Here is a 14548-nt window from a genome sequence, read left to right on the forward strand (position 1 = left end):
GGGGGTGGGGGGGGGGGGGGGGGGGGGGGGGGGGGGGGGGGGGGGTGTACGACGGAACCCACCCCCCCCCCCCCGCACCCCCCCCCCCCCCCCCCCCCCCCCCCCCCCCCCCCCCCCCCCCCCCCCCCCCCCGCTCCCCCCCCCCCCCCCCCCCCCCCCCCCCCCCCGGTACGCCCCCAGTGCGGAGGTTGCGCCGAGAGGGCCTCCTCTTGGTGACAACCTGTCGGAAAGCCGAGGCAGCCGGCGCCCCTAGCATGGGTGCCCAACAAGGTCTCGAACGCGTGGAGTTGGGCGAATGGGTGACGTGATTCGAATCGGCTCCAGGGCGAGCAGGCTGGCCAGGGCCCAGGTCGCGGAGTGGCTCGCGCCGATCGCCGAACAGTTCCCCGACGTCACCTTCAAACGGGAGACCATCCTCGAAGGCGGCGATCAGGACCGGGTGACACCCACGCTCGCCGAGGTGGCCAGGACCGCTGGTGGGAGCGCCTTCTCCACGAACCAGGAAGCGGCGCTCGTGTCCGGGCGGGTGGACGTGATCGTGCATTCGCTCAAAGACCTCCCCACCTCCGTGCGCGAGGGCACCCTGCTGCTGACCACCCCCGGCCCGCGCGAGGACGTACGGGACGTCCTGTGCGGGGCGACGCTCGACGGCCTCCCGAAGGGGGCCCGGGTCGGAACCGGGGCTCCGCGCCGGGTGGCTCAACTGCTCGCGCTGCGGCCCGATCTGGAGGTGGTTCCGATCCGCGGCAATGTTCCGGCGCGCCTCGCCCGGACGACCAGGGGCGGCCTCGACGCGGTGGTGCTCGCCGCGGCCGGCCTGAACCGGCTCGGCCTGATGCCCGAGGTGCGCGAAGTCCTCGATCCCGCCGCCTTCCCGCCGTCCCCGGGACAGGGCGCGCTCGGCATCCAGGTCCGCGCCGGTTCCCCGGCCGCGAGGCTCCTGGAGCGGACGGGAGATCCGCGGACCGACGCGTGCGTACGTACCGAGCGCGCCCTGCTGGCGGAGCTGCACGGGGGCTGCTCGGTGCCGGTGGGAGCCTGGGGGCGGGTGGGCCCCGACGGGCTCCTCCACCTCTGCGCCACCGTGACCTCCCTGGACGGCGCCCGGCAGGTCACGGCGTCGGGGCGGGGACCGATCGACGCCCCGGAGAAGCTCGGCGCCTGCGTCGCGGACGATCTCCTCGCTCAAGGCGCCGCCGACGTCCTGGAGCGGATCAGGCGGGGTTGATCCCCCCTCTGGGCGCCGGCGCGCCGCCGCGCGTCAGGCCCCGGCTTGCAGGCGCAGGCCCGCGAGGGTGAGGTCCAGGGCCGAGCGGAACTGCTCCGCGTCGTCGTGGCCGTCGAACTCGTCGACGATCTCGTGGACGAACGGGAACTCCTCGGGGTCGAGCTCGCGCCAGGCCTGGGCGAACCGGCCGAGGAACTCGTCGCGGTCCGTGGCGCCGTCGAGGACCTCCTGGGGCGGCTCCTGGCCCAGGTCGACGGCGGAGCCGACGACCACGCCCGCGACAGCCGAGACCGCGTGGAAGCGCTGGCGCGCCGTCAGATCGAGGCGCAGGGTCGGGCGGCCGAGCTCCTCGTACAGGCGCAGGGAGTTCGACTGGAGCGAGGTGTTGCGCATGAAGTACGCACCGAGCCAGGGGCGTTTCACGATCGCGTCGAACAGGGTCACGGCCATCTCGCGGAGGTCCTCGATGGGGTCGTCGCCGCCCGGGAGCGCCTCGATGTCGACCAACACCGCGCCGATCACGTGGTCGGTGGCCAGGTCGAGCAGCTCGCCCTTGCTCGCGACGTACCAATAGATGCTGGCGACGCCGCCGCCGAGGCGCTGTGCGAGCGCCCGGAACGTCAGCGCGGGCGCCCCGGCCTCGTCGAGGAGGGCCACCGCTTCGGTGAGTACGGCCTCCATCGAATGCGAGGCGCGTCGGCGGGTCGCGCCGCCCCGACGGTTCTGCGGGCGCTCCATGGCGTCCATCCTTTCGCGTCTTGCCTCTCATCGAACGTTGTTCTATCGTACCCGATCGTACGCCGTTCGATACTCGAACCGCGTTCGATCGGAGGAACGTATGAAGACCGCCACATCACCCTCGCCGCCCCGGACACCGTCCGGGTATCCGTCCCTGCGCGCCGCATGGATCCCCCTCGCCGCCCTCTGCCTGGCGTTCTTCGTCGAGATGGTCGACAACACGCTGCTCTCCGTCGCACTGCCGACGATCGGCCGCGACATAGGCGGCGGCACGACCGCGCTGCAGTGGGTCACCGGCGCGTACTCGCTGACCTTCGGCGGACTGCTGCTCACCGCCGGATCGCTGGCCGACCGGCTCGGCCGGCGCCGGGTGCTGCTGGTGGGACTCGCCGTGTTCGGCTCGCTGAGCCTGTGCGCCGTCTTCGTGACCACGGCCGGCGAGCTCATCACCCTGCGCGCCCTGCTCGGTGTCGCCGCCGCCGCGATGGCCCCGATCACGAACTCGCTGGTCTTCCGCCTGTTCGACGACAAGGCCCTACGGATGCGCGCCATGACGGTGATGATCGTCGTCGGCATGTCCGGGTTCGTGCTCGGGCCGCTGCTCGGCGGCACCGCGTTGGCGCACGTCCGGTGGGAGTGGCTGCTGGTCGTCAACGCTCCGATCGCGCTCGTCGCATGCGTCGGTGTCCGGCTCGGCGTCCCGGCCGACCGCCCCGAGGACCTGACCTCCGACCGGCTCGACCTGCCGGGCGCCCTCCTCAGCGTCAGCGCCATCGGGCTCGCCTGCTACGCGCTGACCAGCGGTGTCGAGCACGGCTGGGCCTCGGCCATCACCCTCGCCTCGATCGCGGGCGCCGTCGTGGCCGCGGTCGCGTTCGTGGCGCACGAGCGCCGGAGCGCGGCGCCCATGCTCGACCTGCGCCTCTTCTCCAACGGCGCCGTGCGCGGCGCCGCCCTCGCCCAGATCGGGACGTCCATCGCGATGGCCAGCGTGATGTTCGGGCTGATCCTGCACTTCCAGTACGCCTACGGGTGGAGCCCGGTGCGGGCCGGCCTCGCCAACCTGCCGATCATCGTGACGATGCTCGCCGCGACCCCCCTCTCGGAGTGGCTGGCACGCCGGTTCGGCCACCGGATCGCCTGCCTGATCGGCGCGGCCTGCCTGGCCGGGTCGCTCGCGGGCCTCGCCTGGGGCGTCGATCGCGGGTACGCCGTCATCGCGGTCTGCATGGTGGTCATGACCGTCGGGCTGCGCACCGTGATGACGATCTGCGCGGTCGCGCTCGTCGACGCCATGCCGAGCAACCGCACCTCCATCGGCGCGGCCCTCAACGACACCGCCCAGGAAGTCGGCTCCAGCCTCGGCACCGCCGTGGTGGGCACGCTGATCGCCCTGCTGGTCACGACCCGGCTCCCGGACGGCACCTGGAGCGGTGAGCTGGTCGCCTCGTTCTTCCACGGCGAGCGCGTCACGTACGCGCTGCTCGCGGTCGTCGTCGGAGTGATCGCTACGGGCGGCGCACTGAGCCTGACCGACTCCCACTCGTCCGAGGAAACCCGCCCCGACCCGACGGGCGGGTGAGTCCGACCCGGCAGGCCGCGCGCCCGTCGGCGCCCGGGGATGGGAAGTCGCCGACCCCGTCAACGAGCCGAACGGCGGGGTCATCGGCGGAGCCGACGTCGTCGAGATCGGTGCGGGCCCCCGCATCCCCGGAGGAGAAGGCCACGGGGCTCCGCCCCCGGGGGCGGAGGGCGTCGGCATGGTGGCCCGGGCCGTGCGCGTGCCGAACCGGGGATTGGATCTTCGGGATCCCATAATGCCGTCATGGGTTATCGCCGGAATCTGTCGGGCACTGGGCAGGTGGTCCTCTCCTTGGGCCTCTTGGGGTGCCTGCTCGGGGCTGCGCCGAGGGGTGGCTCGGACAGTGGCGTGCTGCGGCTCTCGGTCGCGACCAACACCGTGTCCCGGCCAGGGGTGCATGTCCGCGTCGGGCAGCGCCTCGTCCGTGTGTACCGGCTGCGCAACTACGCGGAGTACGGCCTGGACGACCTGGAGGTGCGCGACGCGCAGGCCCCCGGTGGACGCGCCCGGTGCCCCGAGCCTTCGCTGGCGCCCCTGGGGACCATGACCTGCCGGGCGGAGATCGTGGCCTCGGCGGGCCCTCACCCCGTCCGTGTCACGGCGACGGGCGTCGCGGCATGGGAGGGACTCCCGGATGGCAGCGCCGATGCCCAGGCGGGCTACGAGGCCCATCACTCCGCCCTGGTGCTCCAGCGTTCCGCCTCGCAGAAACGTCTCTCCTATCGCCTGCTGTACGCCGGTCCCACCCGTCTCGACGACCTCCGGCTGAACGACCCCCTGCTCGGGAACGCCGGTGCGCTGCGCTGCTCCGGCGGGGCGGGACTTCCGGGCCGTCTGCTGCCCGGCGGGAGCGTCGATTGCTGGGCCCCTGCCCCGGCCGGGCCGGGCCGGCACGGATCAGTGGCCCGGGCGACCGGCACCACGGCGGACCGCGCCGTGTCCTCCACGGGTTCGCTCCTTCCGCCGCTGCCTCTCGCCGCCGAGGCCGCGGCCGAGTACGTCGTACCCGCTCCGCCCCGCGCGATCCGGCCGCCCGCTCCGCCCGGCGGCCCGAGCCCCGGACCCTCCCGCACGCCCGCCACGCCGGGGAAAGTTCGCCCGCCAAGGGCACCGCGGCCTCCCCGGGCGCAGCGCCCTCCCCGTGCGCCGCGCCCGCCCGGCGAATCGATTCGCCCCGGCGCGTCGACCCCGGTCGCGCCTCCCGGTGTCGCCGCGCCTCCCGCCGGCACCACCCCCGGCGGCGTACCGCCGGGGGCCGGCCCCGGGCAGGTGCCGGGCGCCGGGGCCGGGGAGGCCGTCGCGGGCGCCGTGTTGCAGCCTCCCGGTGCGCCCACCGCGCCGGGCCGACAGTTCCTTCTGAACGCGAACCCCCCGGCCCGGGTGCCTGCCCGGCCGCCGGCCACGCCCGGCGCGGTGTCGCCCGCGCACCCGCCCCCGCCCGGCCGAGCCCTGTCCCGTCACCAACCGTCGTCGCCACGGCGCGAGACGCTCATGGACCGCGTGGACTGGGCGGTCCTGACCCTCCTGATCGTGCTCATCCCCGCTCTCCTGGCGGCGATGAGCTTCGAATCGCGCAAAGCGACCTCGCGTGGGAAGGACGACTGACATGTTCGGTCCGGGCATCTGGTTCGCCCTCGTGGGGGCGGTGACCGCATGTGGTCTGACATGGGCGCTCTCCCGCAGTGAGGCGTCGCGGAAGGCGCACCTGGAAGCGCCGGCGCTGGGCTTCGTGGGCAGCGCCACGCTGGCGCTCTTCGTGCTGACCGCGGCGTTCCTGGTGGCGAGTTCATGGCAACAGCGCAACGCCGCGAGCGACCACACCTACCAAGAGGCCCGCGGGCTCGAAGCCGCCTACGCCGACAGCCACGAACTCGCCGACCCCGTACGCCTGCGGGCCCGTCGGCAACTGCGCCAGTACACCGCGGAGGTGGCCGGCCCCGAATGGCTCATGATGCGCGAGCGGCAGATGAGCCCGCGGGCCGCCGGCCTGCTCGACCAGGCGCGGCTGACGAGCGCCCGCACCCCGGGCACGAGCCAGGAGCAGCAGGCCGCCATGGACACCGTCACCACCTCGTTGGACGCCGTGGTCACGGCACGCAACCAGCGCTCCAGCGACATGCGGTGGGCCGTCCCCGAGCCGATCTCCTACGCCCTGATCGCCACGGCTCTGCTGGTCGTCCTCTTCCCGGCCCTGGTGGGCATCAACGCCGGTCCCCGGCACATGCTGGTGATGGTGCTGCTCGGAACCGTGCTCGGGTTCGGTGTGTACCTGGTGTCCGTCCTCCAGCATTCCTTCGCCCCGCCCCTGGGCATCGAACCGGACGCCTACCTCCAGGCCTTGACGCGTTTCGACCAGCTCGACGCGGCCAAGTAGCGGGCGGGTGCGCGCAGTCCGCGAGCCGCCGTCCGCTCACCGAGGTGGAATCCCGTTGAGCTGACCGGGCTAAAGCGCTGGCGCACGGCAGTGTGGCCAACGGCTCGTCGACGTCGGCGGTGCATGGTGTTGCGATGCGAGCCAATCGATCAGCACAGTCCTCCGGCGGGTCCGCCGGGCCCGGTTCCCTTTCCCGGCGAGGTTTCACCCTCGGCTCCGCGGCGGCGGCGGCCATGGCCGCCGTCGCTTCGGCGCCGACCGCGGCCGCGGGCCACACGCGGCTCGCCCCGCCGTCCGCGCCGTCCCGGCAGGGCGTCCAGCTCGCACAGGCGCTGCTGATGCGCGGCCCCGACGGCCACGACCTCATTCCCTCCTACCTGCGCGTGCTGGTCGGCGACGGGCTTCCGCGGTCCTCGGCCCCGCCGAAGAAGGTGCTGGTCGTGGGCGCCGGCCCGGCGGGGCTGGTGACGACACTGCTGCTGAAGAGGGCGGGCCACGCGGTCACGCTCGTGGAGGCCAACGGCAACCGTGCGGGCGGCCGGATCAAGACGTTCCGTACGGGCGGCCACGAGGGCGCCGCCCAGCCGTTCGCCGACCCGCGCCAGTACGCCGAGGCCGGAGCCATGCGCATCCCGGAGAGCCACCGGCTCGTGACGGCGCTCATCGCCCATCTGGACCTGAAGCGGCAGAAGTTCCGCCTCGTCGACGAGAACGCGGACGGCACCCGCGCCGAACGGACCTGGATCCACGTCAACGGCATGCGCGTGCGCCGAGGCGACTACGCGCGCGCTCCCCAGCGGGTGAATCGTTCCTTCGGTGTGCCCAAGGCGTTGTGGGACGTCCCGTCCGCGAAGATCCTCAGCGATGCGCTGGCCCCGGTGCGGGACGAGTTCAGCACCGTCGGCTCCGATGGCCGCCGGGTCGACAAGCCGGTCGAGCAGCTGATCGCCGGCTGGGCGCGGGTCATCGAGCGTTTCGGGGACTGGTCTATGTACCGCTTCCTGAGCGAGTACGCCAAACTCGACGCCGGCACCATCGACCTGATCGGTTGCCTGGAGAACCTCACGTCACGGCTGCCGCTCTCGTTCCTGCACAGCTTCCTCGACGCGGCCCTCATCAGCCCCGACACCGCCTTCTGGGAGCTGAGCGGCGGCACGGCGACCCTCCCCGACGCCCTGCTGGAGCAGGTGCGTGACTGCGTCCGCTTCGACCGGCGCGTCACCCGGATCGAATACTGGGACCCGTCCCGGCCCCACACCGACACCCCGCACGTGAGCGCGAAGGGGCCGCACGTCTGGCTCGACACGGTCTCCGAAGGGCGCGACGGGACACCCGACCGGGAGCAGTTCACCGCGGACCTCGCCGTCATCACCGTCCCGTTCTCCGGACTGCGGCACGTCCAGGTCGCCCCCCTCATGTCGTACGGCAAGCGCAGGGCCGTCACCGAGCTCCACTACGACAACGCCACCAAGGTCCTGCTCGAATTCAGCCGCCGCTGGTGGGAGTTCAGCGAGGCCGACTGGAAGCGCGAACTCGCCACCATCGACGCGGACTTGTACGCCGCCTACCAGACGGGCCGCGCGTCGGCCGACGGAAGCCTGCTGGGCCGGCACGACTCCGTCACCGGCGAGTTCCTCACCGCCGGGCAGCGCACCTACTACGCCGCCTATCGAACGGTCGGCCGGGACCAGCCCGGAGCCGTGGCGAGCCTGGGCGGAGGCTCGGTGAGCGACAACCCCAACCGGTTCACCTTCAACCCCTCCCACCGCGTACCCGGCAGCCCCGGCGGAGTCGTCCTCGCCTCCTACACCTGGGCCGACGACGCCGGCCGCTGGGACGCCCTCGACGACGACACCCGGTACCCGCACGCCCTGGCGGGCCTGCAGGAGATCTACGGCCAGCGCATCGAGGTCTTCTACACGGGCGCCGGGCGGACCCAGAGCTGGGCCCGGGATCCCTACGCGTACGGCGAAGCGTCCGTCCTGCTGCCCGGCCAGCACACGGAACTCTTCCCCGACATCGCCACCCCCGAGGGCTCCCTCCACTTCGCCGGCGACCACACCTCGCTCAAGCCCGCTTGGATCGAAGGCGCGTTGGAGTCCGCGGTTCGCGCCGCCCTCCAGGTCCACACGGCTCCGAGGCCCGCGGCCCGATGAGCCACCGCGGCAGGCCTGCCCCCAGGGCGTGCGGGTACCGGGTGCCGAGCATCTCGGCGGCCCGGCCCATGGTGTAGGCGGGGCCGACACGATTGCGCTTCTCCGGCCGGTGGATCCGTGTGCGGCCGGCACCGCCCCGATCTCGGCCTCCGGCCGGACGCCACCGCGGTCCGTCCCGGCCGGCTGCCGGGACGGACCGCGGTGGTGGGCCGGGGCCGGGCTCAGTTCGTGCTTGCCCGCCGGCGCCGGCGGAGCACGACGGCGCCGGCCGCCAGCGCGAGTGCCGCGCTGGAACCGCTGGCGAGGAGCAGGGCGGAGGACGAGGTGTCGTCCCGCGTGTGCTGGAGGCCGTATCCGCTGGAGTAGCCCTTGGTGGCGTACTCCGAGCCGGGGAGCTTGTCGGCGTAGCGGGCCTTGACCAGCTTCTGGTAGTCGCTGAGCGACACCGATGCCTGGCCGTCCAGTCCTTGCCGCGCCTGGTCGTTGAGGGGCTCGACGGTGGTGAGTTTGAGTTGGTACCAGCCGCGGATCTGCGGCTCGGTGAAGACCAGCGTGCCCAGGGTGGCCTTGCCGGCGTAGGTGGCGTCGCTGTCGCCGTCGCTCACGGCCGCCAGGTGCCAGCCGCCGCCCTGGGTGGGGGCGAGCACGACGGTGGCGTTGCGGCCGTTGACGGTGGCGCTCAGCGAGGAGACCAGCTGGGTCAGCCTGATCGCCTCGATGGGCAGGGGCTTCGCGGTACCCGCGACGAACCCGGGGGTGATCTCGTTCCGCGCCACCGGGTCCTTGATCGTGAAGGCCGGCAGGCCCTGGCACGGCTCGGCCGTTTCGGGGATGGACTGCACGGGGCCGCCGGCGCCGTTGGGCACCGGGGTGCGCAGGAAACGGCAGACGGTGTTGAGGACCTCGGCGGACTTCACCGCGTCGAGGGCGGCCTGGTAGTCGGGGATGTCGGCCGGGAGGGGGTCCTTGGCGGGGGCCGCGTGCGTCGGACCGACGACGGACAGCAGCGCGGACGCGCTCATGGCGATGACGAGGGCCAGACGGGAGGAGCGAGTGACCGCCCGCTTGTTGGACGTTTCGGTGTCGCTGGTGTCGCGCATGTCGCCTGCCTTAGCGGGAGATACCGATGCGGGAGTGGGTCCACTTCGACGAGCTGTTGCTCACGTAGTCGGCGTAGTTCCACCACGTGTACGTGGTGGTGTCCGGCCACGGGTCGGCCACGGCGATCGTGTTCTTGGAAGTGTCGAAGCCGTAGACCACGTTCATGTGGCCGCCCCCCGACGTCCACCCGATGCGGGCACCGATCGGCCGGGCCGCCTTGACGTCGGTGTACACCTGATCGAACGAGGCCGCGGTGCTCAACCCGGTGCCGGTACGGGTCAGCCCGAGGCTGCTCCACCCCTTGGCCATGTCGTCGAGCGTGGCGGGCTGGTTGTTGCAGCCGTAGTAGGGATTGGCCCGGCTGCAGAAGTCGGTCTGCGTGGAGCCGAAGCCCTGGAACTTGGCGATGGTCAGCCCGGAGGCGACCCAACACCACTGGGTCTTCTCCTGCTTGTACATGGCGATGTTGTCCTGGCCCGCTTCCGCGTGAGCTGTGCCTCCCGCGGCCGCGAGCGATCCCAAGGCGGCCAGCGCGATCGCGGCCACCGTGGTGCCGTACCTGAACCTGCCCATTTTCCTGCCTTCCCCTGACGGGTTGAACGAGATGAACGGGGCAATCGGGCAGGAATATGACAGCGCATCATGTCCAGGACACATAGCCAACGCACAGGAATTACCCCGTATTGGCTATTCGTCGGGTGATAGTCGGAATCGGCACTCGCGGCCCACACGGGACCGCTCACGCACCCTGCACAACGGTGGTTCGGGAAAGGCGTGTGGGACGACGCGCCGGCGGGGTCCTCCCGGAGGAGGAGGCCGGACCGGGCCCCAGGTCTCGGATCGGGGGTGGGCAGGACCGGGGTCCTCGTGCCCTTGGGCGATGTGCCGCACCAGGGCGGGTTCCTAGCCTCGGGGCATGCGATCACACCTAGCGGACGATGCTCAAGGACACCCCGTGACCACTGTCGGCCCCGCCGCACGCCGCGCCCTGGCCGTGGGCCTCGCCCTCGCCGCCTGTCTCACGTCCTCCCCCGCCCTGGCCACGGCCGCCGAGGCCCCCACCCGGGGCGACTCCGGGGCCGGACTGGACCGGTACTACCGCCAACACCTCGGCTGGGGCAGCTGCGTCAAGGGCCCCGACGACACCACGGGCCGCGATCTGGACCGGGCGGGCGTGCAGTGCGCGGACGTGACCGTGCCCCTGGACTACACCGACCCGCGGGGGCGCACGATCACCGTGGCGATCTCCCGGCTGGGGGCCTCCGACACCCGCCACCGCATCGGCGCGATCCTCCTCAACAACGGCGGTCCGGGCGGTCCCGCGCTCCAGTCCCCGCCGCAGGCCCGTGCGGCGATGAAGGAGGTCGGCGCGCGCTACGACATCATCGGCTTCGACCCGCGCTTCATCGGGCGCAGCACCGCGCTGGACTGCGGCTTGCCCGTCGGCATGACCTGGCTGTCCGCCGGCACCGGCCGGGCGGGCTTCGACCGCCAGGTCGCCCTGCAGAAGAGCGTGGCCGACAAGTGTCGGGCCGCCGACGCCGCGGTGCTCCCGCACATCACCACCCGCAACACGGCCCGCGACATGGACGTCATCCGCGGCGCGCTCGGCGAGCGGAAGATCTCCTTCCTGGGCTACTCGTACGGCACCTACCTGGGCACGGTCTACACGCAGATGTTCCCCGGCCGCCACGACCGGATGGTGCTGGACGGGGCGATCAACCCGAGCGACTACCGCCCCCGGCTGCTGAAGGGCACCGAGCGCGAGAACGAGAAGGCCCTGTCCGACTGGGCCGCTTGGGCCGCGGAGCGCCACGACACCTACGGCCTCGGCCGCGGCCGCGGCGAGGTCCTCGCCGCCGTCGACCGCATCGTCGCGGCGGCCGCGCGCGCTCCGTTGACCATCGGCGCCGGCGCCGATGCCTTCCGGATCGACGACAGCCAGGTCCCGCTCCTCCTCTTCTCGGGCATCGCGGACGACACCGCGCCGGCGCGGGCGTCGTTCGGCGAGCTGCTTTCCGTACTGGCCGAGGCCGCGGAGGGCCGGCCGACGACGGTGCCGCCGATGCTCGTCCCGGGGCTCCGGTACGCGCTTCGCGGTGAGGGCGAGCCCACCGGCGCGCAGTCCGCCGTCATCTGCGGGGACGTGGCCGCCGCGCGCGATCCCGAGCTCTACTGGCGGGACATCGAGCGCAACCGCGGCGCGCACCCGCTGTTCGGAGCCCTGACCAACAACATCAACCCGTGCGCCTTCTGGGACTCGCCGCGCGAAGAGCCCACGCGGGTGCGGCGCGATGCCCCCGCACTGATCGTCGCCGCCACCGGTGACCCGCGTACGACGTACAGGGGGAGCGTCGAACTGCACGAGCAGCTGCCGAGCTCCCGGCTGGTCACCCTCGAGGGCGCCAACCGGCATGCCCTCTTCGGGCGCTACGGCAACGCGTGCGTGGACGACCACGTCAACCGGTACCTGGCCACCGGCAAGCTGCCGGCGACGGACCGGACCTGCGTCCAGCAGGCGGGGTAGGGCGTAGGGCCCGCGGTGCACGTTCACTTCGCGTGGGTCGGGGTGAGCGCACCTCGGCAGCAGGCGTTGTCGAGCACCGATTCGACCTCGCTCCGACTCTCGCAACAGGGGTCTGACCAGCGGCGTTACGGATCCGCACTATTGTTTCGATCATGCGTATGAACACCATCGTCCTCGTAGGCGTCGTGAGCGCGGGTCTCCTGGCCACGGGGTGCGGGGGCACCGGATCCCGGTCCGCCGCGCCCGCGCCGTCCGTCAGCCAGCTGCCGATCCGGCTCGACCGACCCGCTCCCCGGCCCGAGGGCGACCTGCAGCCCTCCCCCGCCGCCGACGCACCCTTCGCGGCGAACCTGGAGTACGAACTCCGCAAGAAGACACTCGCCTTGGCCAACGCCACCGGCGAGGTCACCGCCAAGTGCCCGCAGGACGTGGCTTCCAGAAAGGGCACCACGGTCGTGTGCACGTCCCACTTCAAGGGTGCCGATGTGGAGTGGGACGTCGCCATCGGTGACAAGCCCGGCTGGTCGCAGAACTACGTCACCTTCACCGCTCGCGCGCGCCAGGGCATCATGTCGCGGGAGGGCGCCCAGCGGATCATCTTCGGCAACTCCGACGGGACCCTGGACCACATCCGGTGCACCGACATACCGGAGGCCGTCGCGGTACCCATGGGCCCCACCCCCCAGTACGCGTGCCAACAGGTCATGAAGGACGGCCAGGTGTACTACCCGCAGGCGATGCGCGCCACCGAGGACGGGCCGCGCGCGTACTGACGGAAGAGGAGGTCCGGGCATCGCCGGAAGGCCGGCTTGGCCGGGCACGGGCACCGGGCGCGGAGACGGTCCTGCCTATCGTGGGCGGCATGGACGTATTCGACGAGTTGTTGCGGGGCGTGCGGGGCAAGGGGGCGGTGTTCGGGCGTTCGGTGTTGTGGGCGCCCTGGTCGCTGCGGTTCGCCGACGGGCCCTACCTGACGATGCTCCTGCCGCTCCGTGGCGCGGGGTGGATCGTGCCGGAGGACGGGGAGCCCCGGCGCGTCGCGGTCGGCGAGGCCGCGATCGTCCGGGGGCCGGCGCCGTTCTCCTTCACCGACGACCCGGCCGACGCCACGGGGACGGGACGCGCCGCCGGCGTGCGGGAAGTGCGCTGGGGCGAGGAACCGGCGGACGCGGCCGAGCCGGAGCGGGAGTTCAGCGGCCCGACGGTGCTGCTCGCGGCCGCCTACGACGTACGGGCCCAGGTGCCGCAGCGGTTGCTGCGCGCGCTGCCGCCGGTGCTGGTGGTGGCCGACGAAGCGGACTGCACTCCGCTGCGCGACTACTTGGAGGCGCAGATCGGCATCGGCGGGCCGGGGCGCCAGACCGTTCTCGACCGGCTGCTGGACTGGCTGTTGGTGTGCACGTTGCGGGACTGGTTCGACCGGCCCGAGGCGCGGCCGCCGGGGTGGTACGCCGCGCTCGGCGACGAGGTGGCCGGTCCGGCGCTGCGTGCGATCCACGCGGATCCGGCGCACTCCTGGTCGACGGCGGAGCTGGCGGCGCGGGCGGGAGTGTCGAGGACGACCCTGGCGAAGCGGTTCACCGAGCTGGTCGGCGACGGACCGGTGGCGTATCTCACCGAGTGGCGGATGACGCTCGCCGCCGATCTGCTGACCAGTACCGAGCTCACGGTGGCGGGGGTGGCCCGGCGGGTCGGCTACGCGGACGCCTTCGGCTTCGGCGCCGCGTTCAAACGCCTGCGGGGCGTGAGCCCCGGCGCCTACCGCCGCGAGGCGGCCCCGGCGCCGGACCGGGCCGCTCCGGCGGGCTGAACCGGGCGCGCTCCCCCGGCTGGCCGCGGGCGGCCGGTACGACTGCGGGGCCGGGGCCGGACCCGGTGCGTCAGGCCCAGGCGCCCGCGGCCGCCGCGGCGCGGGCGAACTCGGCGACGTCGCGCGGCGGGCGCCCGAGCGCGCGGCGGACGCCGTCCGTGAGCGGAGCCTCCCGGCTCGTGCGGATCGGGTCCATCGCCTCCGTCCAGACCGCGGCCTCCTCCTCGGGCACTCCCTGTGCCACGAGGTGGGCCCGGTACGCCGACGGTTCGACCGGCACGTAGGCGGCGCGCACGGCGGTGACCTGCGCGATCTCACCCAGCACGTCGGCGACGCTCAGCGCACGGGGGCCGGACAGCTCGTACACCTCTGCGTGGTGACCGTCCTCGGTGAGGGCCGCGACGGCGACCGCCGCGATGTCGTCGGCGTCGATGAACGCGGCGGTCCCGTCCCCGGTGGGCAGGGCCAGTTCACCGGCGCGCACGCCGTCGCGGAAGGCACCCTCGCTGAAGTTCTGGGCGAACCAGCCGGGACGCAGGATCGTCCAGGCGACCCCGGAGGACCGGACGGCCGCCTCGCTCTCCCGGTGCGGGGCGCCGACCACACCGGAGAGATGGCCCGGGGTGTCGATGCCGCGGGCCGAGAGCAGCACCAGCCGGCGCACGCCGCTCGCGACCGCCCGCTCGACGAAGGCGGGCGTCGGGGACGGGGAGGTCTCGGGCCCGACGACGTAGACGGCGTCGGCTCCGTCGAGGGCCGGCTGCCAGGTGTCGGGGTCCGACCAGTCGAAAGGCGTGTCGCCGGATCGGGAGGCCGCTCGGGTCTCCACGCCCGATGCGCGCAGGAGGGCGACGACCCTGCGGCCGGTCTTGCCGGTGCCGCCGAGGACCAGGACGGTGGTCGGGGCGATCGTGGTGTCGGTACGAGGGCTGTGGGTAAGGGAGTTGTCGGTGCGGGAGTTGTCGGTGTGTGTCATGCGTCGAGCCTCACAGGACGGGGCGCCGGCTGCCATGGGTGATCGTCCGCAAGACA

The 14548-nt window shown here is 73.0% G+C and carries 11 protein-coding genes; 7 read left to right on the top strand and 4 right to left on the bottom strand.

Translation table 11 applies throughout. The features are described 5' to 3' along the window. The first annotated feature begins 295 nt into the window (after window positions 1–295). Window positions 296–1228, top strand: a complete 933-nt coding sequence (gene hemC, locus ACZ4UB_RS30575; protein WP_468075114.1) for a hydroxymethylbilane synthase — start codon at window positions 296–298, stop codon at window positions 1226–1228. Window positions 1229–1261: 33 nt separating this feature from the next. On the opposite strand, the gene ACZ4UB_RS30580 is transcribed toward hemC, so the two are convergent. Next, window positions 1262–1909: a TetR/AcrR family transcriptional regulator gene (locus tag ACZ4UB_RS30580; RefSeq protein WP_468075250.1), complete on the bottom strand. Its 648-nt coding sequence runs from the start codon at window positions 1907–1909 to the stop codon at window positions 1262–1264. 157 nt (window positions 1910–2066) lie between these two features. Here ACZ4UB_RS30580 and ACZ4UB_RS30585 point away from each other — a divergent pair, with 157 nt between their 5' ends. From ACZ4UB_RS30585 to ACZ4UB_RS30595, 3 genes are all read left to right on the top strand, one after another. Beyond that, window positions 2067–3548 (top strand): MFS transporter, encoded by a 1482-nt coding sequence (locus tag ACZ4UB_RS30585; protein ID WP_468075116.1) that lies wholly within the window; start codon window positions 2067–2069, stop codon window positions 3546–3548. A gap of 1606 nt (window positions 3549–5154) precedes the next feature. Beyond that, window positions 5155–5922 (top strand): bestrophin-like domain, encoded by a 768-nt coding sequence (locus ACZ4UB_RS30590; protein WP_468075118.1) that lies wholly within the window; start codon window positions 5155–5157, stop codon window positions 5920–5922. A gap of 233 nt (window positions 5923–6155) precedes the next feature. Beyond that, the gene (locus ACZ4UB_RS30595) at window positions 6156–8078 is read left to right on the top strand and encodes a flavin monoamine oxidase family protein (protein ID WP_468075120.1); all 1923 of its coding nucleotides are present in this window, start codon (window positions 6156–6158) and stop codon (window positions 8076–8078) included. Between the two features lie 221 nt (window positions 8079–8299). Here ACZ4UB_RS30595 and ACZ4UB_RS30600 read toward each other — a convergent pair whose 3' ends face one another. Both ACZ4UB_RS30600 and ACZ4UB_RS30605 read right to left on the bottom strand, forming a co-directional pair. Next, a complete protein-coding gene (locus ACZ4UB_RS30600; protein ID WP_468075122.1) occupies window positions 8300–9178 on the bottom strand; it encodes a hypothetical protein in 879 nt (292 codons plus the stop codon). 10 nt (window positions 9179–9188) lie between these two features. Further along, complete coding sequence (locus ACZ4UB_RS30605) at window positions 9189–9752, bottom strand: papain-like cysteine protease family protein (protein ID WP_468075123.1); 564 nt, start codon at window positions 9750–9752, stop codon at window positions 9189–9191. A 382-nt stretch (window positions 9753–10134) separates the two neighbouring features. Here ACZ4UB_RS30605 and ACZ4UB_RS30610 point away from each other — a divergent pair, with 382 nt between their 5' ends. The 3 genes from ACZ4UB_RS30610 (at window position 10135) to ACZ4UB_RS30620 (ending at window position 13516) form a co-directional block, all read left to right on the top strand. Continuing rightward, entirely contained in the window at window positions 10135–11706 is a 1572-nt protein-coding gene (locus tag ACZ4UB_RS30610; RefSeq protein WP_468075124.1) for an alpha/beta hydrolase, read from the top strand. A 152-nt stretch (window positions 11707–11858) separates the two neighbouring features. Beyond that, a complete protein-coding gene (locus tag ACZ4UB_RS30615; RefSeq protein ID WP_468075126.1) occupies window positions 11859–12479 on the top strand; it encodes a hypothetical protein in 621 nt (206 codons plus the stop codon). 89 nt (window positions 12480–12568) lie between these two features. Continuing rightward, window positions 12569–13516: an AraC family transcriptional regulator gene (locus ACZ4UB_RS30620; protein WP_468075128.1), complete on the top strand. Its 948-nt coding sequence runs from the start codon at window positions 12569–12571 to the stop codon at window positions 13514–13516. 70 nt (window positions 13517–13586) lie between these two features. Here the strand turns inward: ACZ4UB_RS30620 and ACZ4UB_RS30625 are convergent, their stop codons facing one another. Next, entirely contained in the window at window positions 13587–14492 is a 906-nt protein-coding gene (locus ACZ4UB_RS30625) for an NAD(P)H-binding protein (RefSeq protein ID WP_468075130.1), read from the bottom strand. Window positions 14493–14548: the final 56 nt, after the last annotated feature.

This window comes from Streptomyces sp. NPDC028419, assembly GCF_055565515.1.

Excerpts from the sequence above, each read along its gene's own strand:
- ACZ4UB_RS30585 (WP_468075116.1), top strand. The coding sequence starts at position 2,067 with ATGAAGACCGCCACATCACCCTCGCCGCCCCGGACACCGTCCGGGTAT.
- ACZ4UB_RS30595 (WP_468075120.1), top strand. The coding sequence starts at position 6,156 with ATGGCCGCCGTCGCTTCGGCGCCGACCGCGGCCGCGGGCCACACGCGG.
- ACZ4UB_RS30580 (WP_468075250.1), bottom strand. The coding sequence starts at position 1,909 with ATGGAGGCCGTACTCACCGAAGCGGTGGCCCTCCTCGACGAGGCCGGG.
- ACZ4UB_RS30590 (WP_468075118.1), top strand. The coding sequence starts at position 5,155 with ATGTTCGGTCCGGGCATCTGGTTCGCCCTCGTGGGGGCGGTGACCGCA.
- ACZ4UB_RS30615 (WP_468075126.1), top strand. The coding sequence starts at position 11,859 with ATGCGTATGAACACCATCGTCCTCGTAGGCGTCGTGAGCGCGGGTCTC.
- ACZ4UB_RS30605 (WP_468075123.1), bottom strand. The coding sequence starts at position 9,752 with ATGGGCAGGTTCAGGTACGGCACCACGGTGGCCGCGATCGCGCTGGCC.
- ACZ4UB_RS30600 (WP_468075122.1), bottom strand. The coding sequence starts at position 9,178 with ATGCGCGACACCAGCGACACCGAAACGTCCAACAAGCGGGCGGTCACT.
- ACZ4UB_RS30625 (WP_468075130.1), bottom strand. The coding sequence starts at position 14,492 with ATGACACACACCGACAACTCCCGCACCGACAACTCCCTTACCCACAGC.
- ACZ4UB_RS30620 (WP_468075128.1), top strand. The coding sequence starts at position 12,569 with ATGGACGTATTCGACGAGTTGTTGCGGGGCGTGCGGGGCAAGGGGGCG.
- hemC (WP_468075114.1), top strand. The coding sequence starts at position 296 with ATGGGTGACGTGATTCGAATCGGCTCCAGGGCGAGCAGGCTGGCCAGG.